The sequence below is a fragment of the Cohnella sp. genome (genome assembly GCF_041640265.1).
GTDB lineage: Bacteria > Bacillota > Bacilli > Paenibacillales > Paenibacillaceae > Cohnella.
Genome location: NZ_JBEQAP010000008.1, coordinates 20261 through 40439, shown reverse-complemented (window position 1 = coordinate 40439; position 20179 = coordinate 20261). Strand labels below are relative to the sequence as shown.

General features: G+C 47.5%; 18 protein-coding genes. 16 read left to right on the top strand and 2 right to left on the bottom strand.

Annotated features, from left to right (window positions below; genetic code table 11):
• The first annotated feature begins 29 nt into the window (after nucleotides 1-29).
• The 6 genes from ACESLK_RS08390 (at nucleotide 30) to ACESLK_RS08365 (ending at nucleotide 6324) form a co-directional block, all read left to right on the top strand.
• Nucleotides 30-518: a flavin reductase family protein gene (locus ACESLK_RS08390; protein ID WP_373228802.1), complete on the top strand. Its 489-nt coding sequence runs from the start codon at nucleotides 30-32 to the stop codon at nucleotides 516-518.
• Between the two features lie 5 nt (nucleotides 519-523).
• Nucleotides 524-1033: an NAD(P)H-dependent oxidoreductase gene (locus ACESLK_RS08385; RefSeq protein WP_373228801.1), complete on the top strand. Its 510-nt coding sequence runs from the start codon at nucleotides 524-526 to the stop codon at nucleotides 1031-1033.
• Nucleotides 1034-1055: 22 nt separating this feature from the next.
• Nucleotides 1056-2150: a TetR/AcrR family transcriptional regulator gene (locus ACESLK_RS08380; RefSeq protein ID WP_373228800.1), complete on the top strand. Its 1095-nt coding sequence runs from the start codon at nucleotides 1056-1058 to the stop codon at nucleotides 2148-2150.
• A gap of 38 nt (nucleotides 2151-2188) precedes the next feature.
• Entirely contained in the window at nucleotides 2189-3745 is a 1557-nt protein-coding gene (locus ACESLK_RS08375; RefSeq protein ID WP_373228799.1) for a DHA2 family efflux MFS transporter permease subunit, read from the top strand.
• Between the two features lie 749 nt (nucleotides 3746-4494).
• Nucleotides 4495-5229 carry a suppressor of fused domain protein gene (locus ACESLK_RS08370; protein ID WP_373228798.1) on the top strand — a complete coding sequence of 245 codons (735 nt, stop codon included), beginning with the start codon at nucleotides 4495-4497 and terminating at the stop codon, nucleotides 5227-5229.
• Between the two features lie 63 nt (nucleotides 5230-5292).
• On the top strand, nucleotides 5293-6324 hold the full coding sequence (locus ACESLK_RS08365) for an RDD family protein (RefSeq protein WP_373228797.1): 1032 nt from the start codon (nucleotides 5293-5295) through the stop codon (nucleotides 6322-6324).
• A gap of 104 nt (nucleotides 6325-6428) precedes the next feature.
• Here ACESLK_RS08365 and ACESLK_RS08360 read toward each other — a convergent pair whose 3' ends face one another.
• Both ACESLK_RS08360 and ACESLK_RS08355 read right to left on the bottom strand, forming a co-directional pair.
• Nucleotides 6429-6620 carry a hypothetical protein gene (locus tag ACESLK_RS08360; RefSeq protein WP_373228796.1) on the bottom strand — a complete coding sequence of 64 codons (192 nt, stop codon included), beginning with the start codon at nucleotides 6618-6620 and terminating at the stop codon, nucleotides 6429-6431.
• 84 nt (nucleotides 6621-6704) lie between these two features.
• On the bottom strand, nucleotides 6705-7355 hold the full coding sequence (locus ACESLK_RS08355; protein WP_373228795.1) for a hypothetical protein: 651 nt from the start codon (nucleotides 7353-7355) through the stop codon (nucleotides 6705-6707).
• Nucleotides 7356-7676: 321 nt separating this feature from the next.
• On the opposite strand from ACESLK_RS08355, the gene ACESLK_RS08350 reads away from it, so the two are divergent.
• From ACESLK_RS08350 to ACESLK_RS08305, 10 genes are all read left to right on the top strand, one after another.
• Nucleotides 7677-8510 carry a DeoR/GlpR family DNA-binding transcription regulator gene (locus ACESLK_RS08350; RefSeq protein ID WP_373228794.1) on the top strand — a complete coding sequence of 278 codons (834 nt, stop codon included), beginning with the start codon at nucleotides 7677-7679 and terminating at the stop codon, nucleotides 8508-8510.
• Nucleotides 8507-9451: a 1-phosphofructokinase gene (gene pfkB / locus ACESLK_RS08345; RefSeq protein WP_373228793.1), complete on the top strand. Its 945-nt coding sequence runs from the start codon at nucleotides 8507-8509 to the stop codon at nucleotides 9449-9451. The genes ACESLK_RS08350 and pfkB overlap by 4 nt, the downstream gene beginning before the upstream one ends.
• A 36-nt stretch (nucleotides 9452-9487) precedes the next feature.
• Nucleotides 9488-10873, top strand: coding sequence for a fructose-specific PTS transporter subunit EIIC (locus ACESLK_RS08340; protein ID WP_373228792.1), 1386 nt, complete (start codon nucleotides 9488-9490; stop codon nucleotides 10871-10873).
• A gap of 12 nt (nucleotides 10874-10885) precedes the next feature.
• Nucleotides 10886-11338 (top strand): PTS sugar transporter subunit IIA, encoded by a 453-nt coding sequence (locus ACESLK_RS08335; RefSeq protein WP_373228790.1) that lies wholly within the window; start codon nucleotides 10886-10888, stop codon nucleotides 11336-11338.
• A gap of 20 nt (nucleotides 11339-11358) precedes the next feature.
• Nucleotides 11359-11631, top strand: coding sequence for an HPr family phosphocarrier protein (locus ACESLK_RS08330; RefSeq protein ID WP_373228788.1), 273 nt, complete (start codon nucleotides 11359-11361; stop codon nucleotides 11629-11631).
• 40 nt (nucleotides 11632-11671) lie between these two features.
• Nucleotides 11672-13405 carry a phosphoenolpyruvate--protein phosphotransferase gene (ptsP, locus tag ACESLK_RS08325; RefSeq protein WP_373228787.1) on the top strand — a complete coding sequence of 578 codons (1734 nt, stop codon included), beginning with the start codon at nucleotides 11672-11674 and terminating at the stop codon, nucleotides 13403-13405.
• A gap of 146 nt (nucleotides 13406-13551) precedes the next feature.
• A complete protein-coding gene (locus ACESLK_RS08320; protein ID WP_373228785.1) occupies nucleotides 13552-13704 on the top strand; it encodes a hypothetical protein in 153 nt (50 codons plus the stop codon).
• A gap of 470 nt (nucleotides 13705-14174) precedes the next feature.
• Nucleotides 14175-14438 (top strand): hypothetical protein, encoded by a 264-nt coding sequence (locus ACESLK_RS08315; RefSeq protein ID WP_373228784.1) that lies wholly within the window; start codon nucleotides 14175-14177, stop codon nucleotides 14436-14438.
• Between the two features lie 230 nt (nucleotides 14439-14668).
• Nucleotides 14669-15088 carry a hypothetical protein gene (locus ACESLK_RS08310; protein WP_373228782.1) on the top strand — a complete coding sequence of 140 codons (420 nt, stop codon included), beginning with the start codon at nucleotides 14669-14671 and terminating at the stop codon, nucleotides 15086-15088.
• A gap of 15 nt (nucleotides 15089-15103) precedes the next feature.
• On the top strand, nucleotides 15104-20122 hold the full coding sequence (locus ACESLK_RS08305) for a DUF4132 domain-containing protein (protein WP_373228780.1): 5019 nt from the start codon (nucleotides 15104-15106) through the stop codon (nucleotides 20120-20122).
• The last annotated feature ends 57 nt before the right edge of the window (nucleotides 20123-20179 follow it).

The window sequence follows — 20179 nt, the reverse complement described above, 5'->3', positions numbered from 1 at the left end:
GCTTCAATAATACGAGGGAGAGTGCCCATATGGATGCAACGGCATGGAGAAACACAATGGGGAAGTTTGCGACCGGCGTAACGATTATTACGACGCTAGATGAAGAAGGGCAGCCAGCGGGAATGACGGCAAATGCATTCACTTCGCTCTCCCTGAATCCGCCGATGGTGCTTATTTGTGTGGATGATCGGAGCGAAACTCTTGCGAAGCTTCTTGCTTCCAAGAAGTATTGCGTGAATGTGCTGTCAGACTCCCAAATGGAGCTGTCCAGAAGGTTTGCCAGTAAGGGAGGACCGGAGAAATTTGAGGATGTCGTTTATTTCATCGGACAATCCGGCGTTCCTGTGCTTGAGGGCTGTCTTGCCAGCGTAGAATGCACCGTTAAAGAAGTCGTACGCGGCGGAGACCATTTAATATTCATAGCTGAGGGTACGGGCATTCATGAAACGGAGGGTGTAACAGAGCCGCTTCTTTTCTATAGAGGAAAATACGAGAAATTGAATATAATAGGAGCATGACGACATTGAAAATAATAGCGTTAGCAGGAAATCCGAAGGCAAAATCGAAAACTTACACCATCGCCGAAGAAGTTGCGAGACAAGTTTCCTGTTTTCTGGAAAAGGATGAGACAGCTTTTGATGGTACTGTTATCGACTTGGCGGACTATACAGCGGCGCTCGTGCAATGGGGGCATCCGGATTTGCAGCAGCTTCTTGAGACGATCGCCAGCTCCGATGTCATTATTGTTGCGAGCCCTACTTATAAAGCTACCTATACAGGACTTCTGAAATTGTTTATCGATTCGCTTCCACCGAATGCGCTGGACGGCAAATTCGCCGTTCCGGTCATGGTTGGCGGCGCTCCTAACCACAGCTTGGCTGTTGATGCCTATTTACGGCCCTTGCTGATCGAGGTTGGTGCGACTTGTCCAACGAAGGGGTTGTATGTACTCGATTCGCAGATGGAACAATTGCCGGAAGTGATTGCGAAATGGATGAAGGAGTCGAAATTCGGATTATCCCGTATGGTGTGAAGCCGAAATGGAGGAACAATTGTTGGAAACAAATGGAACGGAAGAAGTGAAGGTGACGGTTCAGGAACGCATCTTGATGGCTGCCGAAGAAGCGTTCGCGACGAGGAGCTTTGCAGGAACGCGAATTAGCGAAATCGCAGTGAAGGCGGAAGTAAACCAGGCGCTGATCCATTATTATTTTGATTCGAAAGAAAGGCTGTACCAGGAAGTGTTGACGGTTCTATTCAAGCAATGGGAGGAGCATGTCCAAAAGTGGTCCTGGGAAGCGCTTGATCCGGAATCTATCATCCGGGAATATATTCGAACTCACTATAAACTGAAATGCAAATTTCCTAACTTGTACAAAATCTTTCACTGGGAAACGCTGGAGGGCGGCGAGCTCTTCAATAAATATGCATCCTCAACATGGACGCAGGATTTTCTGGAGAAGGCGCAGCTGTTCAATAAGTGGAAAGAAGCGGGTATTATCAATCCGCAGCTCAATGTGAATGTGCTTTTGTTTTCCTTATGGGGCATCATGAATCAGTTTTACTACCGGGAACAAGACGATTTGCAATCGATTACCGGGTTGAAGGGCAGCACAGAGGAGTTGCATTCAGCAGTTGTCGAGCAGATGATCGAGTTTACGATGAATGGCATTCTGGCAGGAGGCAAGCTCGAAATTGGCGGGCGCAGGCAGGAAGAGACGGAAGCCGATCGTATGGCAGTGACTGTTCTCATACCAAGCGGACAAGGTTATCGCGATCACGAGGATACCTCCAAACTGCTTGGCTGTCTGGAATCGCTGACCGGCGTAACGGTGAACGTAATTGAAGAAGAAGAGCAACTTAAGGTGCTGCCTGGAACCAGTAGAATGTTCTTTGTATTCGCATCCACAAAATATGGAGAGATGCCGTCATGGATCGTACGGCTGCTGCAAACGCTGGAGCACGATGGTTCGCCTGTGGCAGATCGGTTCGCCGCGGTGTGGACTATTCGGGACAATCCGGCGGCTGAGGGTGTTCAGCGTATGCTGGAGGATGCCTTTAACCGTGCAGGTGCTATTTCCGTACCCCGTATTCCCGGCCAATCTCCCCGAGACTACATTAAACGTTGTGCTAAGCTGATGGGAATGTGACGGAGTAGCAGTGCAGCAGAAAAATAGGTGATAGAACCATGGAAACGGAATCGGGTAAAATGCCGAAATCCCGTTTGAATTGGTTAATGGCGGCGCTGTTGTTAAGTATTTTTTTGACGCAGCTTGACCAAACAATCGTGTCCATAGCACTGCCGACTATTGTCGCCAAGTTGAACGGGTTCGACCAGATGAGTTGGGTTTTTACTGTATACATGCTTGCTTCGACGGTGGTCATGCCGATTGCGGGAAAACTGTCCGATATTTATGGGAGAAAACAATTTTACTTGTTTGGTTTAGTGTTGTTCGTTGCTGGCTCAGCCTTATGCGGCATGGCCGGCAGTATGATGCAACTCGTATTGTTTCGCGGTATTCAAGGCATCGGGGCGGGGTTTCTAACGCCGGTTACGTTTATACTGGTGGTCTCGATTACACCGAGGGAAAGAATGGGGATTTATAACACGCTGTATCTGAGTGTGTTTGCGCTTTCATCGGTCGTAGGACCGTCGTTAGGAGCGCTTATAACGGAATATTTCGACTGGCGCTGGAATTTTTACATTAATCTGCCTCTCGGTCTCTTTATTTTCTTGATAGCGAACAAGCTGTTAGTGAAATCCACGGTTGGCGAACAACGTCCCTCTATTGATGTTGCGGGAGCTCTGTTGCTTGCCGGCGTTACATTATCAATCCTGCTGGGGCTGAAAATGGGTGGTGTCGATTATGCCTGGTTTTCCTGGCAAATCGTAGGACTGCTTGTGCTGGGTGCCGCCTTACTGGCTATATTCTTGATTGTGGAGACGAGGGTCAAAGAACCTATTCTCCCTCTGGCATTGCTGCGCAGCAAAGTGATTTCCGGCACGCTTGCAGCGACCTTTCTACAAGGGATCATGATGTTCGGAGCACTCTTGTATATTCCGCTGTTTGTACAGGGCAGCCTTGGCGGCGATGTCGGCGATGCCGGCAATGCACTAACTCCATTAATGCTCGCGGTAATGGTGGGAGCATCAGTCGGAACCCTACTTATTAAGAGAATGAGCTGGCGCTCGAATATTTTACTATCCATGATATTGACTGGAACGGGGCTTGCAGCGATGATCGCTATGCCGCTGGACGTCAATGTATGGCTGATGAGACTTATTATGGTTCTCATCGGCATGGGAATCGGCATTATGATGATGGTCGGACAACTGGCCGTCAGCATGAGTGCGGAGGAGAGATTCAAAGGCGTGGCGACGTCGACGGTCGGATTCACGCGTTCCGTCGGCGGTGTGTTCGGAACGGCGGTCTTGTCTGCCATTATTAACAACAGACTCGCTTCCAAGATTGCCGAACAAGCGGACAAACTGAATCTGTCGACGGACGGTGTTCAGGAGCTTGCTGATCCGCGTGCATTGCTGAACGCGGATTCGAGGCTTCCGTCAGCGACAACAGCGGTGTTGCGTGAAGTGTTTGGAGATGCCGTGCAGTACGGCTTCTGGTTTCTGCTCGCCGCGGCTGCCGTGGGAGTTGTTGCGGCTGTATGGACCGGTTCGGAACGGTATCATTCCGAGCTGGAGGGCAAACAGGCAAAGGTAGAAACAAAGCCGCATATGATGTGAAGAATGATAGGAAGAGCTGATTCTGCAGCCGTTAATGAGCTGTGGGACGGCTCTTTTTTTTCTGCGACGGCATAATCTTCTAACAGTATTTCCCTATTGGTAGCCGATCTTAAGCGAGAAAAACCATTTGCTATCAGAATTGTGAAAGATGTATTGATATTCGCTGAGAGACAATGGACTGTATGTCAATCACCCTCGTACGGGACGAAACTAATAGTCGTCTCACCATAGTCGCAAAAAGCAACAATGAGAGCGCCTTAATCAAGAAACGTCCCACCATTGTCGCAAAAAGCAACAATGAGAGCGCCTTAATCAAGAAACGTCCCACCATTGTCGCAAAAAGCAACAATGAGAGCGCCTAATCAAGAAACGTCCCATCATTGTCGCAAAAAGCAACAATGAGAGCGCCTTAATCAAGAAACGTCCCACCATTGTCGCAAAAAGCAACAATGAGAGCGCCTAATCAAGAAACGTCCCATCATTGTCGCAAAAAGCAACAATGAGAGCGCCTGTAAATGGTGAACTCCGTAAAGCACGCTATAGCTCGTGTACTTCATAAAGCACGCTATAGCTCACCTAGAATAGCGAGAAAGTTATGTTCGATGATTGTGCCGTCGTAGTTTTTTTGTGCAAAAGCAGGTAATTAATCGCGTACTAGCGAAGACAGAAGGAGAATCACATTAAAACCAAATTTTCGACAAAATTGATAAATTATTAGAAACTATTATCCATAGAGGAGATGACTCATTTTGACCAAAGAATTTACCAAATCCGGTTCTCCAATATATCGATACGAAGAAAAAGAAGCGGGATGGAGGCCGCCAGTATACGGTGATGAAGGCTGGAACGAGAAAATCGAAGAGCATATGGAGAGATACTACGGAACGGTGGATTCTGTTTTTCACGAAGTCATTTCCGATTTAATCCATGTTGATGTACATCATATTAAACCGACAGAACGTCATCCCTACAACATCTTGTTCACAACGGGAATGAGCTTTCTTCCTATGAATACCCCGGAGGGAAGAGAGGATTATCGGTACGCGGAGTTAATGGTTTGTTTGCCTCCCAACTGGCCAATATCGGACGAAGCATACAAGGTTCATGATAATTATTGGCCTGTCTACTGGCTGAAGATGCTGGCGAGATTACCTCATGAACACCATTCCTGGTTGGGTGAAGGTCACACCATTCCGAATGGAGATCCAGCTGAGCCTTTATCCAATGCAACTACAATGAATGGTATTATTCTCCTTCCTCCTATTAGAGTGAGCCAAGATTTCCATACTTTGAAAATAGACGATGCCCATAGTGTCCATTTCTACTGCCTTGTTCCGCTCTTCGACGAGGAAATGAGCTTAAAGTTAAATGAAGGCTACGATGCACTTACAGATAAGTTTGATAAGTATCACATTAACGAGCTGATAGATCTGAAAAGAAAGAACACCTGTAAACGCTCGTTCTTCTCCAGGTGGAAAAGTTAATCTTATTAGAAGAGGTGCATCATCATAGACCAGAATCCAGCAGATTATTCTCCTTCAACGACAATGGGTTCGATAACCTCGACGTATGGGCCTTCTATTTTCTTCAGGCGATGGGCTGCAACGGTTATTGATTCTATCATCTTAATGGGTCTCATTGGATTGATTGCAGTTAGTGAGGATATGGGAGACGATTATTTAGCGCTTGCGATGTTAGGTTGGGTTATAGGCTTCTTTTCCTACTATCTGCTGCTTGAAGGCTTGACCGGATATACGCTGGGGAAATTCGTCCTTCGCATTCAAGCGGTGAATGAGACGGGTGGGGTGCCCGGCTTCGTCAAGTCGTTAATACGTTCGGCATTACGGGTGGTGGATACGAATCCGCTATTAATGGGAGGGCTTCCCGCAGGAATATTTGTATTGGTTACAAAGAAAAAGCAGCGGATTGGCGATATGGCGGCGAAAACATACGTCGTTAAGGTTCGAGATCTAAATACCACTAGCAGACGCAAAACGATTATTCTGGCGGTCGTATTTTCTCTCCTTGCTTGCGTGTCGGTCGTTTCCGCTGTGTTAGGCATATCCTCGCTTATAGAAGATAGTAAAAAGAGTGAAATATATTTAAGCAAAGACAAGCAGTTCCAACTTACTGTCCCGTCTAGATGGAGCAAGGATTCAGATCTTCATCAAGAGGCGGATATTTCCATATCGAATAGGTATGCAGAAAAATATTTTATTGTACTATCGGAACCTAAACAGGGTTTTGACAAGGAAACAACTCTTGCGGATTACGAGAAAATTATCGAGGAAAATTTCACAGCGGAAATGCCTAATAAGGAATTTGTCATTGATCCTTATAACAGGGTGATTAACGGTAATTCTGCTATCCAATTTTCAATTAATACTACAGTGGATGAAATTCCGGTTACGTACCTGATTACGGTAGTTGAAACCCCATCACACTTTCACCAGCTAGTTGCATGGACACTTGAAGAAAAGTACTCTAGTTTGCAAGTAGAGCTGGATAATATCGTTGCAAGTTTTCAAGAAGCGGTGGATCGTGCAGGTTATAATGATGTTCGAAGCGTAAGTGTATGATAATGTAGGGAGCATACGGGGTCGTAAGGGCAATAGCGAAGAGGCCGGGGAAATTCCCCGGCCTCTTCATTTTACACCCGTCCTTGATCTGCGCGAAACTAAGGCTACTGTTTTTTTCTAGACTTGTTAAGCTTCATGAAAGTAAGCAGAGCAGCAATCATCATGGCAACGAAAGCAATGTTACCGGCTGTCTCTTGCGAAGCTCCTAGCAGGAGACATACTGTTGTTGTCAAGGATTTAACCAGGAAGGCGACAGCAAGGATCAGCAAAGGCCGGGCGAAATTAAATTTACGCATGAAATAAATCCTCCATATACGATCACTAAAGATAAATTATCTTTAAGATGAGTCTATCATATATAATCTTGTATCATTTCATTTTTAAAAAAAGAATTGACGGTCCTTAGTATTCCTCTGATGTTCCAGTGATTTAACTAACAGCCATTTTTGCAGCCCAGCCGAAGAAGATATGGCAAGCTCGCCAAACTTTTCAGCTTCCACTGATTCTTTCCGAATAAAAGCAGCTTCCGCCATAAGAGCATATTTCATACCTGCATGTTTTACTTGATTCTTATTTTTTTTGAATAATTCCCAGCGCCCCTGTAACAAGGCAAGTAAGGCAAGATTATGATTGCGAATATTATGATTCTTAATTTTTAGTATGGTTTCTTCTGCTTCTTCCAAGTTCTTTTTTTCTAACTGTATAGATGCATGAATAGCTATCTTGGTTTGATTATAAACACTGCCTAATTTCTTCATGTACCGTTCCGCGTCGTCATATTTCTTTTCTACTATTGCGATTAACAATAAATAATAAGAATGTTTATTTTTTTTATTAATAAATTTATCGACTACATTTACGTTCTTGGTAAAAAACATAATATAGAAATAGTAGCTATAATAAAAAATCATAGAGATTACAAAAATGATAATAAACACTGTAAATAAGCTAAGTTCGATATCAAGATAAACTAAGGAAGTTCCAATTATCAGTCCTAAAACAAACAAAATGACGATTTTCAATGCTGACATAAAACACCTCTATATAATGAATATTCTCACGCTAGCTTGGTCGTAGGCAAACTAATAATAACAGAAGCAACCCTATTAGGAAAATGCTTAGCACTAACTGCACTTTCCGAATAATTTTCGGTCGAATCGACAATCATAAGGGTCATGTTCTCTCCTCATACCGCTTGCACATCTATCCCCCGAATTTCTAATTTCCCAATCTCTTCGTCATACATAAAAAACCATAAAGAAAGCGCTGTACAAGATTAAAACGGTCATATATAATCATAAAGCAGAGAAAATGAGCATATAATTGAAGAAAATATGTTATTTCGGTCATAAATGAGCGCATGTGCTGATATAAGCTCTGAAGTAAGGAGGAAGATTTCCATATTATTTGAAGAAGAACGCAAACGACAGATTTCCGACTATGTCCGGGAGAAGGGGCGGGCTTCGGTTCAGGAGCTAGCGAATCACTTTCAGGTGTCGGAATCGACAGTGCGCAGAGACCTGAGAGATCTTGAAGAGCAGGAGCTGCTGCGGCGGACACATGGCGGTGCTGTAGCGGTTATGCCAGATGATAACAGCGAGCCCTCCTTCGTAGAGAAGGAAGACCGCTTTCAGCAGCAGAAGATGGATATCGCTCGGGAAGCACTGTCACTCATTCACGAAGGTGATTCGATTATGCTCGATTCCGGTACAACGACCTATTATCTGGCGAAGCTGATTAGAAACTTTCAGAGACTGACAGTCGTTACCAACTCGGTCATGGTCGCGCAGGAGCTGGCGAATGAGAAGAATATTGAGCTGCTGCTTACCGGAGGCACCCTTCGCCCGGAGACTCTTGCAATGGTTGGGCCATTCGCGGAACGCGCCATCGCTTCGGTTCATGTAGATAAACTTTTCCTGGCAACTAACGGGTTTGATTTGGAAGCGGGATTAACGACTCCCAATCTGATTGAAGCCGCAACCAAGCAACTAATGATTAACTCGGCTAATCAAGTTATTCTACTCGCTGATCATAGCAAGTTCGGATGGGTATCCTTTTCCCGATTTGGCAATCCTGAAGATATCACTACACTAATTACCGATTTCATTTCTCCAGAAGCTGTGCAAGCTTTCGAAGAAGCCGGAATTGTCGTGACCTTAGCCGGTCAAGGAGGTGCTGCTCAATGAAGACTGATGCTCCAGTCATTACCGTAACGCTTAATCCGGCGCTGGATAAAACGGTCACCGTCGAGCAGTTTGAATACGGCGGCTTGAACCGCATTAAGGAACAGCGAACTGACGCCGGAGGCAAAGGGATTAATGTCGCCAAGGTGCTGCGGCATTTCGAGGTTAATGTTAATGCCTTAGGCTTCGCGGCAGGTTATCAAGGGAAGATCATTAAAGACAAGCTAGAGGAGCTGGGCATTCGCTCAACCTTGCTTGAAGTCCCTGGTGAAACTAGAGTTAACTTGAAAATGGTTGATGAATCGACCAGACGGACTACGGAGCTCAATGAGCCCGGCTTCATGGTAAACGAGGCGCTGCTGGAGCAGTTCAAGAATGCTTTCAGATCTCATGCTGCCGAGGCTTCCATCATTGTTCTGGGGGGCAGTATTCCGCCCGGCACACCTTCCAATTACTATCGTACTCTCATTGAGAATGCAAAGGAACAAGGTATTCGAACGATTCTTGATGCGGATGGCGAGGCTCTGGCCCATGGTATTGAGGCGATCCCCTTCGCCATTAAGCCAAACATTCATGAGCTTGAAGCTCTCCTTGAAGATAAGTTTGACAGTACGGAACGCTTGATTGCTGCATCCAGAACGTTAATCGATCGTGGCATTGAATATGTACTTGTCTCGATGGGAGCGGAAGGATCTCTTCTTGTAAGCAAGCATGAGGCGGTGAAGGCGAGTCCTTTTCCCATTACGCCTATTAGTACTGTCGGCGCAGGCGATTCCATGGTTGCTGCAATGGTTTATAGCTTTCTGGATGGCAAATCCATTGAAGATACGGCTAGGTGGACCTCTGCCGCAGGGACGATTACAGCCTCTAAGCCAGGAACGCAGGTTTGTACGCTGCAAGAGGTTCAACAATCGATACATTTGGTTACTCTTACTTATTATTAACAAAGATTCTCAATCCATTAATGGAGGTTATGCTCAATGAAAAAAATTCTTGCTGTGACCGCTTGTCCAACCGGTGTCGCTCACACGTATATGGCAGCCGAGTCTTTAATTAAAGCGGCTAAGGAAAAAGGTATCCCGCTGAAAGTGGAAACCAGAGGCGCCATTGGCGTTGAGAACGAATTTACCGACCAGGAAATTGCCGAAGCGCACGCTATTATTGTCGCTGCAGATACGGATGTGCTCGAATCGCGTTTTGCGGGCAAACCCGTGGTAAAGGTAGGTGTTGCCCAAGCGATTAAAAATCCCGTTGGGTTGCTGGATGAAGCTATAGCGAAGCAAGCGGCAGCTCCCGGTGATTATGCGAAGCAGGTCGAGAAATCAAAGTCGGAGCGCAGCGCTGCCCGAAGCGGACCGTACAAGCATCTGATGACGGGCGTTTCGCATATGCTTCCGTTAGTCGTAGCTGGAGGCTTGCTTATTGCCCTGTCATTCGTATTCGGCATTGAAGCGTTTAAGATAGAAGGCACGTTCGCTGCTGCACTCATGCAAATCGGCGGAGGTTCGGCGTTTGCCTTAATGGTTCCCGTTCTTGCCGGGTTTATTGCATTCTCTATTGCCGAGAAGCCAGGTCTTGCACCTGGTCTGATTGGCGGGATGCTCGCATCGTCAACAGGCGCAGGTTTCCTCGGCGGTATTCTTGCGGGCTTCCTGGCAGGTTATACGGCACTTTTATTGAAGAAATATATTAAGCTTCCTCGCACGCTGGAAGGGCTGAAACCGATTCTGCTCATTCCGTTGATCGCTTCCGCGATTACGGGTCTGCTGATGATTTATGTCATTGGGGAACCGGTTAAAGCGGTGATGGATGGCCTTACGAATTGGCTGACTGCATTGGAAACTACGAACGCCATTCTGCTCGGACTGATTCTAGGTGCGATGATGGCATTCGATATGGGCGGACCTGTGAATAAAGCTGCATATACTTTCTCAGTCGGCTTGCTTGCAAGCGATGTGTTTGGTCCGATGGCAGCCGTTATGGCTGCAGGTATGACGCCGCCTCTTGGCCTATGGCTTGCAACACTGCTGGCGAGAAACAAGTTCACTAAGGAAGAGAGGGATGCAGGAAAGGCTGCTTCAGTATTAGGCATCTCGTTTATTACAGAAGGCGCTATTCCGTTTGCTGCAGGCGATCCCTTCCGTGTCATACCTTCTATTATGGTGGGCTCGGCTGTAACAGGTGCATTGTCGATGGCTGTTGGAGCCACTCTTCGCGCTCCGCATGGAGGGATCTTCGTACTCCCGATTCCAAACGCGGTTGGCCATGTAGGGCTATATGCGTTGGCGATCGTGGCCGGTACAATTGTAACGGCGGTTATGCTGAGCTTACTGAAAAAGCCGATTGATCAAAAGCCGATTAAATAGGAGGAACGTAAAATGAATATTAACTCCCTGCTCGATGACCAATCGATTTTTATCCCTTTGGCTTCGAATGATAAGAATACAATTATTTCCGATATGATCGATGGTCTTGTATCGTCCGGCTCTGTTACGGACAAGGAAGCTTATATGAACGCCGTACTTACTCGCGAGAGCACAGGCTCGACAGGTATCGGATTCAGCGTGGCAATCCCTCATGGCAAATCACCTGGGGTTGTTAAGCCGGGGCTTGCTTTCGCCAAGCTGTCGACGCAGGCGGATTGGCAATCACTCGACGGCGAGCCGGTTAAGGTTGTATTCATGATCGCTGTGCCGGAAGCAGCCGCTGGCAACGAGCACCTGCAAATCTTGATTGCATTATCCCGCAAGCTGATTGACTCTGATTTCCGCGAGCAGCTAATGGCGGTTGAGCAGCCCGAAGAACTGAAGAGCTTACTTGCCAAGATCTAATAGAAAAGGAGTGAACAAATATGTATTCCAGAACGGTAACAATACAGAACGCAGCTGGATTTCATATCCGGCCTGCGCAGATATTTTCCGCGAAGGCGGCACAGTTCGAATCTACGATTCTGATTAAGCCGGAAGGCACCACAACTGTGGCGGATGCCAAAAGCATCCTGAACCTCATGACACTCGGTCTGGACAAGGGTTCTGTTTTTGTGATTGAAGCGAATGGCTCGGATGAGATGGAAGCAGTCGCGCAGCTGTCCGAAATGGTTGAGAACGGCTTCGGAGAAGCGTAAAAATGTCTTGTAGTAGGTGTATAGCAAGGAGGAACGGAGGGTGGCAACAGATATGCTGGAGCAGCGATTACAAGGACTAGGCGTTTCTGAGGGAATCCGAATCGGGAAAGCTTTTGTCTATAAGCCGTTGAGGCTGGAGGATATTCAGGAGAGCAAGAGCGAGCTGCCTGAGCAGGAGCTGGCTCGCTTGGAGCAGGCCAAGGAGCAATGTATCGAGGAGCTCGGTTTACTGATCGAGCGAGCAAAGCAGACTTTGGGCGAAGAGAAGGCTATGATCTTGAAGGGGCAGATCAGCTTCTTGAACGATCCCACCTTCTATCCTCCGATGCAGAAGCTCATACGGGAAGAGCAGTTGTCGGCTGAAACCGCCGTACGCCGTACGGTAAATCAGGTTGCCGGGCTTTTCGAAGCCATGGCAAGCGAATATATGCGCGAGAGGGCGGCAGATATTCGCGATGTCGGCAGCAGGCTGGTGACGCATCTTGTCGGACATCAGGGGGCGCGGCTGAACGATATTCGGGAAGAAGTCATTATTGTGGCCGACGATTTGACACCTTCGGATACGGTGCAGCTAGACAAGCAATATGTACTCGGATTCGTCACGCGAATCGGAGGCAAAACTTCTCACACGGCGATTCTTGCTAATTCGCTGGGTATTGCGGCCATTCTCGGAATGGGCTCGGCAATAGAGACGATTTCACATGGCGAGGAGCTGATTATCAATGGCTCCACAGGTGAATGTGTGCTGTATCCAGAGGCAAAGACGAAAGAGCAATTCGCGATGAAGCTTGCTGCCGAGAAGCTAGAGCAGGAAAACCTGAAGGCTTATTCGGAGCTTGCCGCAGTAACTAAGGATGGCTTCTCCTTGGAAATTGCGGCGAATATCGGAACGCCCCAGGAAGCGATTGGTCTGATAGATAGAGGTGCGGAAGCTATCGGCTTGTACCGGACGGAGTTTCTGTTCATGAGCGCCTCCCAAATGCCATCCGAGGACATGCAGTTCGAAGCCTATCGCCAAGCCGCGGAAGCTATGGAGGGACGCCCTGTCGTTATCCGTACATTGGATATCGGCGGAGATAAAGAGCTGCCGTATCTGGATCTGCCGGAGGAAATGAATCCCTTTCTGGGCTATCGTGCGATTCGGCTATGTCTCGATCGCAAGGAATTGTTTCTCACCCAACTGCGGGCAATTATCCGTGCCGGCGCATATGGAAACGTGAAGATTATGTTTCCGATGATTTCCGGGATGGAAGAGTGGCGCCAAGCCAAAGCGTTGTATGAGGAAGCTCGGCGGCAATTAGTTGGCGAAGGCGCAACCGTTGGTGAATCGATGGAGATAGGCATTATGATTGAGATTCCTTCAGCTGCGCTTATGGCGGATCGCCTCGCCAGGGAGGTTGATTTCTTCAGTATAGGCACTAACGATTTGGTGCAGTATACCATTGCCGTGGACCGAATGAACGAGAAGGTTGCGTATTTGTACGATTACTTCCATCCTGCGGTCATTCATCTCATTAAGACGGTTATCGACGCCTCGAACAAGCATGGAAAGTGGACCGGCATGTGCGGAAGCATGGCGGGGGACCCGCTGGCTGCCCCGCTGCTCGTCGGACTCGGTCTGCACGAATGGAGCATGTCCCCTTCGGCGATCCAGCGAATCAAGCAGATCGTCAGGGAACTCGACCGCAGCGATTGCGAGCAGTTAACCGCAAAGCTGCTCGAACTGGATACGCCGACTGAGGTTCGTGCCGAGCTTGAGCATTATAGAGGTTAATCATTTCCCCTTTCCATAGGTAAAGATTGCAGCTGTTACAGGGATTTCCCTGTGATGGCTGTTTATTATTTTGCACCTGATCGTATAAAGTTCGAGGACCCCGGCAACGATAAGGCAATGCCAAATGCGAAGAGGTGAATTTAGTGATGCCGGTGATGCCATATACCTGCCATTATTGCGACAAAGAATCGGATAACGCGAAAACGATAACCCTGTATAACGAAGAAGGACTCGAAGATCAGCTGAAAATTCTTTGCGATTCCTGTTATGCAGACTGGCTGCTTTCCTTAAACGGATAACTGACCCTGTAAACCTAAACCCCAATTGACTACCTAGTCACAACCCAACCGCCTATATGCAGCCACCCTCCCGACTAACCTAAATCCGTCACAAAATAGCTTTAGGTTCAGAATCGAGACTGTCGATTAACAGTTCATAACTTCGGAAATCTGCGGGAGACCACAAAATGTATGCGAAAAATCATACAAAATGAGCGACACACACATCGAATCAGTCGATTCTATACGAAATTTCATACAAAAAATGTGATTTGAGCCCGGATTCTGTAAATGTATGCGAAAAATCATATACATTCTCTGCATGTGTACGTTCACGTTAAAACTGTCCACAATTAATCGATAGCCTCGAATTTGAACCTAAACCCCCGAATCGACCACCAAATCGTCGCCCAAGGTAGCTGTAGGTTCAGAACCTCGAATTGCGCCATTTGGATACTGTAGCATTAGTTTCTACGACTATCGGTGCCCGGATGCGCAGTTTGGATGCTGTAGCTGTAAGTTTCTACGACTATCGATGCCCGGGTGCCCTCCATGTGGTTTCCCAGATAAGAACGACCTTGGTCATTGCGCATCGGCTGTCCTCCGTTATGCAGGCCAATCGAATCCTTGTCATGCGTGACGGAGGAAATGTGGAAGAAGGGAACCATAAGCAGCTGCTTGATTGCATGGTTATTATGAAGAGTTTAACCTATACGCAAAAGGCCGAATCGAGCTCGGAGGAGGATCAGGTGTAAGTTTCAAGACTTTCTCGTCTCCACCACAATAAGAAACCCGACTCCTTAGGTCGGGTTTCTTATTGTGGTTTTCCATATAATGCTCACCTCATCCGTTGAAGTTGGGATATTTGGTATATCATTTCGTGTCAGCGACTCGAGATGGGGGCAGATATTTTAAGGGAAATTTTCTTGTATCTTCTTGTTTTGTATATGACAATATAGAGAGATCACACTCCCAGGGGGTTACCATGAGAATTCGCGTTATGGTTAAGCAGATCGGCAAAAGGAAGCCAATCATCGGCGAGCAACACCTGCAGCTCTATCAGTCGACAGCAACACTGCAAGAGCTGATAGAGCAAATTGTTACCATTAACGTTGAACAATACAATAACCGGACTGTGGATGAGCTTATGGTTGCGGCGTTATCGGAACAAGAAATCCAAGACAAGGCTGACCATGGCAAGGTCGGCTTTAATGTGCGGTATAATCCCAACCAACAGGACCTTAATAAAGCACTTGAGAACGCGAGTCTCAGCTTTCAGGATGGCTTGTATAAAGTATTCATTAATGATATAGAAATCGAGCAATGGCAGCAGGAAATCAGCATTAACGAAGACGATAGTATTTTATTCCTCAGATTAACGATGCTGGCAGGACGAATGTGGTAGAGAGGGGACTCATTTATGAACGAGATTTCCAAGGAACGGCAACAAGTGAAGGAGCAGTATTATGCTCGGCTACTCAAGGAAACTTCCCAGTTAAACAAAAATCAGAGAAACATCGCTGCACTAATCCTGCAAGAAGCAACAAATCCATATCGCAGCTACGATCTACCGAGAAAAATCGAAAAGTTACTGTGGCGTCCGGAAACCAAACATATTAAAGATATTTTTGCAGGGGACGAATATCGGATTTTGGAGTTTCTGCTGGGTATGGATCATGCGGCGATTTTCAAAAAAAGTTGGGACCGCTCCACGGATTATCCATTCAGTCAAGGGTATTTACGTCGTTCTTACCGCACTAATGAAGATAGCAGCGTACATCTGAACCACAATATTAACCGTCTATTTGCAGCACTTGAATTTGTCGCTCAAGGCTTCACATGGCAACCTGACATCCTCTTTTCTGAAGCTGCCAATTACTCCTATCTTCACGATTATCTAGCTTATGAGCTGGATCAAGGTAATCCCCAATTGTTAACGCGGCTGCAAGAGGTTATCTACGGTGACAACAGTAACGGGATTCTTACGCGCAATATGATTAAGGGAATGTTGATGAGTCGTGAGCCGGAAGCCCATCGTCTCATTGGGGAGCTTCTCATAGCAGCCAAGCTGCAGGAAGGTCTTCGTCAGACAATTGCTGAAAGTATGGATGAGACAAGCAGGGAAGGCTTCATTTATATCCTGAAAATTATCATAGACAAGGAATTGTGGAGGTTCTCCTCCATTGTGAGGGCTTTCGATGTGTGGACGGGCTTGCCGATCGAAGCGCTGAAGCCTGCTGTCGTGAAGAAGTGTATGGTTGCTGCTTATGACTGCCTGATGAACGTAGATACTCGCAATGAATATCTTGGAAGTGAAGACAGCCAGCTGCTATATATCGCGTTATGGTCTACTGCCTTTAATGAATTGGTGCGAACCAAAGAAATAATCATCGCGCTTGCGCAAACCGGCCCTAATTACCGTAAAGTCGTAGCGCTGCAGTTCCTGACCCAGTGTCAGGCTCCTGAATTCCAGCATGAAGCGGCGGTTCGTTTCATGGACGAGCCGGAGCTCGAGGCAGCGGCTTGGGCGATCCCCAATCTCTATCCTCAGATAGAAACCTATCATTTAAGGCATGAGGAGACGAGTCAGATCATCGGCCGTCAAGCTTCGGCGGATGATTGGAGATTATTCAATCAGCTTCGCGATGTTCTTGATCGGATTCCCGGAAAGGAAATAATCATTAAAAGCAATGGTCTGTTCTCTGACGTTCAGTTGACAACGGATAGTGTTTGCGGACGGATGCTTGCAGTTGCCTATATGTGCGGAGATTTAGCTATGTACGACATTCTACTTGATTACCGGGAGAAAATGCAGCCAGACAAACGAGCCGCTCTCGTCAGATTAGGACTGATGGAGCCCGTCAACGAGAAGCAGCGCAGGATGCTGTTTTTGTTGCTTGGGGACAAAAGCTCAGATGTGCGTAGAGCAGCACAAGTAGTCGTTGATAAGCTGGAGCTCACTGCTGAGGAGTTTATAGCGGTTGAGGAGCTGCTGCAATTCAAGGCTGGAGATATTCGTAAAGCCGCGATCTATTTGTTGCTGAAGCAGACGCATGAGCCATTTCGGGCATCCATCGGCCGTCTGCTGACGGATAAGAAAGAGGACAAACGCCTTGGCGGACTGGACCTCGTGTTGCACCTTAGAGATGCGGATATGCCCGAGCTTTACGTGGATTGCGCAGCATTAGTAAAAGCCATGTTTGAATCGACAGCCCGCGAGAAGATTCTGATCGATCAGATCATTGGGGTGGACACGGAGCAATACGGCCCGGATAATGGCTATGGTCTTTACGATCCAGAACAGTCACTAGTTCTTTCAGAGCCCAAGCTGCCTTCTCGATCCTTCATCAGCCGTTTGTTTGGAAGCGACTCCTCTTCTTCACCATACGGCTTAGAGAGTATCCTAAGCTCTAGTCAGACGCAGCTGGAAAATATACTCGAGCAATGGAGCCGTCTGATCGATCAGCATAAGGATTACGAATATGAAACAGAGCAATACGACGGCAGTCGCAATAAGCGGGTCCTGGGTACACAGGAGTGGGGGCTTGCTCCTCTATCTTATAAGGGCAGGGGGGCGGCTCGGGCTCGGGAGACGCTCGATAATTATCCGCTTACCGAGGTTTGGCGTACAATGGCCCGTGAACAGAAGCTGGATGCACCTCGAATTCTCGAGCTGCTCTATTACTTCAAGGCATACGAGGATTATGGCCTGTCCTTGAAGAAGTACCTGACGCAATTTCCCATTCCAACGGTTAAACGGTGGTTCGACCCATCCGTGATTGATAAATTCGGACGGTTTGCAGACGATTTAAAGTATCGAAGAATGCTTCGGAATTTGCTTGAGGTTCTGCTCGATGAGTGCGATCCGGAGGAAAGCTTCGCCTACATTAACCAAGCGGTGCTCGAGATTTACGATAGCCTAAAGCCGGCACTTGAGAAGCATAGTAAGCTGCTTAATAAGCAAGAGGCGGAGCTTCCGGATTTCAACTATAGCTATCATTACAACGATAAGATCCTATTTTCCGATATGGTGAACGTGCATGAAATCCGCTTTTGGATAGAAAAGATGAAAGCAGCTTATCAGACGAACGATCAATGCTTTGAAGCTGGCTTCGTTCAATTATATCGGTTCGCCCGGATAAATGAACGAGAAGCGAATGAGGTTATCGACTTACTTGGTTACGCACGGGCGTTGGAGTCAGGGGTAATCACAGCCAATGAAATGTATCGGGAGATCTTGGGCAGACCAGCGGGTGTCGCGCATCTTCGATCCATGGGTTACGATCAGGTTAAGAGGGAGCTTCCTTCCTATCCGAAAGGGCAGCGGCTCGTAGAAGAGGTCATCCATCGCGTTGTTGGAATCGAGCTGAAGCGCGGGGATAGTGACACACCGGTCAGCCGATTGGCTCAGCAGATCAAAAGTTATGAAGGAATGCGGTATATGGTCCAGTGTCTGCTGAGCTTGGGCAGCAAGGATTCGTTAGCCAGGGGTTATTTGTATTCATGGGCAGGAACGACGAAGAAGGAAATGATAAGCCATTTGCTCAAGAGCTGCCACCCAGCAGAAGGAGAAGACGCTAATACGCTGAGACAGCTGCTGCAAGCCCAACAGATAAGCGACAAAAGGCTGATCGATGTGGCCATGTATGCGCCGCAATGGGTCAGTATCATAGAAGAGTACTTGAGCTGGCCGGGATTGTCTTCTGTCTGCTGGTATTTCCACGCTCATGTAAGCGAAATGTTCTCGAATGAGAAGGAAACGATGGTTGCACGCTATTCGCCAATCCCGCCGATAGATTTGAATGAAGGAGCCTTTGATATCAGCTGGTTTCTAGAAGCCTACAATATGATCGGGGAAGAAAGGTTTAAGCTCGTCTACGAGAGCGCCAAGTATATATCGGATGGGGCAAACCACAGACGCGCGCAATTGTTCTCCGACGCCGTGCTCGGGCGGCTTGAAGTGGAGGAGATCGAACGGGAATTGTCGACCAAGCGCAACAAGAATCACGTACTTTGCTACGGACTGATCCCCTTGTCTCAGGAAAATAGGAGTGAAGCTCTTATCCATCGTTATGAGATAATACAGAGGTTCGCCAAAGAAAGCAAGCAATTCGGAGCGCAAAGAAGAGACAGCGAGTCCAAAGCCGTCCGGCTGGCACTGGATAATTTGGCTCGTAATGCCGGATTCTCAGATGTTACCCGTATGAGCTGGAAGGTCGAGGCGGACCAATTCAGACAGATCGCTTCTCATCTTGAACCTGTGACTATAGATCAGTGGCAAATCAATCTATCCATAGATGAATGGGGCAAGGCCTCCTTGAACGTCGCCAAAGACGGGAAACCGGTTAAAAGCATACCGGACAAGCTGAAGAAGAATGAAATTGTGCTTCAGCTTAAGGGGTACCAGAACCTATTAAGAGATCAGTATCGACGTTCACGTGATGCATTAGAGAAGGCAATGGTCATGGAGGAGCCCTTCACCATCGAAGAGCTGCGTTCCATGCAGGAGAACAAAGTGATCGCCCCCTTGATCGGCTCTCTCGTATTCAAGTCCGGCGATACGCTGGGATACTTCGAACAAGGAGGATTCAAGGCTCCGGGTGGGCAGACCGTCTCTCAGGCAAGAGAGGCAGAAATTCTGATTGCTCACCCTGTACATCTCTTTCAGAGCGGACACTGGGCAGCATATCAGAGAGATTTGATTACTCGGAAGGTGGTACAGCCGTTCAAGCAAGTGTTTCGTGAGCTCTATCGTCCGAATGAGGATGAACAGTTGGAGGGGATGTCCTCTAGCAGATATGCGGGGCATCAGATTCAGCCTCGCAAAGCGGCTGCTTTGTTTAAGTCGCGTCTATGGACAGTTAGCCATGAGGAAGGCTTGCAGAAGGTATTCCATAAGCAGGATATCATCGCTACGATGTATGCTTTGGCGGATTGGTTCTCGCCAGCCGAGGTGGAGGCTCCGACCATTCAGACCGTGACTTTCTATAGCCGTCGGTCTGGCAAGTCCATTCATCTGACAGAAGTCCCTGCTGTTATATTCTCCGAGGTCATGCGCGACATCGATTTAGTAGTCAGCGTTGCTCATGTAGGCGGCGTTGATCCGGAAGCAAGCTTGTCGACCGTCGAAATGCGTGCGGCACTCGTACGTGAGCTTCTCCCTCTCCTGAAGCTAGGCAACGTGGAGATTAAAGGCTCTCACGCATACATCGCAGGCTCGTTGGGCGAGTACACCGTACATCTCGGCAGCGGGGTTGTGCACCGCATGGCTGCGGGAGCGCTTCATATTATCCCAGTGCACTCTCAGCATCGAGGGAGAATATTCCTGCCGTTCGTCGATGAGGATCCACGAACAGCGGAAATTATCTCGAAGGTGCTTCTGCTTGCGGAAGACCATAAATTGAAGGATCCTACTATTTTGGTTCAGATAAAAGGTTGAAAGGGCTGTTCTACGAAAGGACGTGGCGAGAAAAGAACTGGCTCGGTGAAGTGTTGA

Bases quoted from the DNA above. Each gene is read 5' to 3' on its own strand.
- ACESLK_RS08315 (WP_373228784.1), top strand. From the start codon at position 14,175: ATGCGCAGTTTGGATGCTGTAGCTGTAAGTTTCTACGACTATCGATGC.
- ACESLK_RS08365 (WP_373228797.1), top strand. From the start codon at position 5,293: ATGGGTTCGATAACCTCGACGTATGGGCCTTCTATTTTCTTCAGGCGA.
- ACESLK_RS08310 (WP_373228782.1), top strand. From the start codon at position 14,669: ATGAGAATTCGCGTTATGGTTAAGCAGATCGGCAAAAGGAAGCCAATC.
- ACESLK_RS08390 (WP_373228802.1), top strand. From the start codon at position 30: ATGGATGCAACGGCATGGAGAAACACAATGGGGAAGTTTGCGACCGGC.
- ACESLK_RS08350 (WP_373228794.1), top strand. From the start codon at position 7,677: ATGAGCGCATGTGCTGATATAAGCTCTGAAGTAAGGAGGAAGATTTCC.
- ACESLK_RS08320 (WP_373228785.1), top strand. From the start codon at position 13,552: ATGCCGGTGATGCCATATACCTGCCATTATTGCGACAAAGAATCGGAT.
- ACESLK_RS08360 (WP_373228796.1), bottom strand. From the start codon at position 6,620: ATGCGTAAATTTAATTTCGCCCGGCCTTTGCTGATCCTTGCTGTCGCC.
- ACESLK_RS08340 (WP_373228792.1), top strand. From the start codon at position 9,488: ATGAAAAAAATTCTTGCTGTGACCGCTTGTCCAACCGGTGTCGCTCAC.
- ACESLK_RS08305 (WP_373228780.1), top strand. From the start codon at position 15,104: ATGAACGAGATTTCCAAGGAACGGCAACAAGTGAAGGAGCAGTATTAT.
- ACESLK_RS08335 (WP_373228790.1), top strand. From the start codon at position 10,886: ATGAATATTAACTCCCTGCTCGATGACCAATCGATTTTTATCCCTTTG.
- ACESLK_RS08375 (WP_373228799.1), top strand. From the start codon at position 2,189: ATGGAAACGGAATCGGGTAAAATGCCGAAATCCCGTTTGAATTGGTTA.
- pfkB (WP_373228793.1), top strand. From the start codon at position 8,507: ATGAAGACTGATGCTCCAGTCATTACCGTAACGCTTAATCCGGCGCTG.
- ACESLK_RS08330 (WP_373228788.1), top strand. From the start codon at position 11,359: ATGTATTCCAGAACGGTAACAATACAGAACGCAGCTGGATTTCATATC.
- ACESLK_RS08355 (WP_373228795.1), bottom strand. From the start codon at position 7,355: ATGTCAGCATTGAAAATCGTCATTTTGTTTGTTTTAGGACTGATAATT.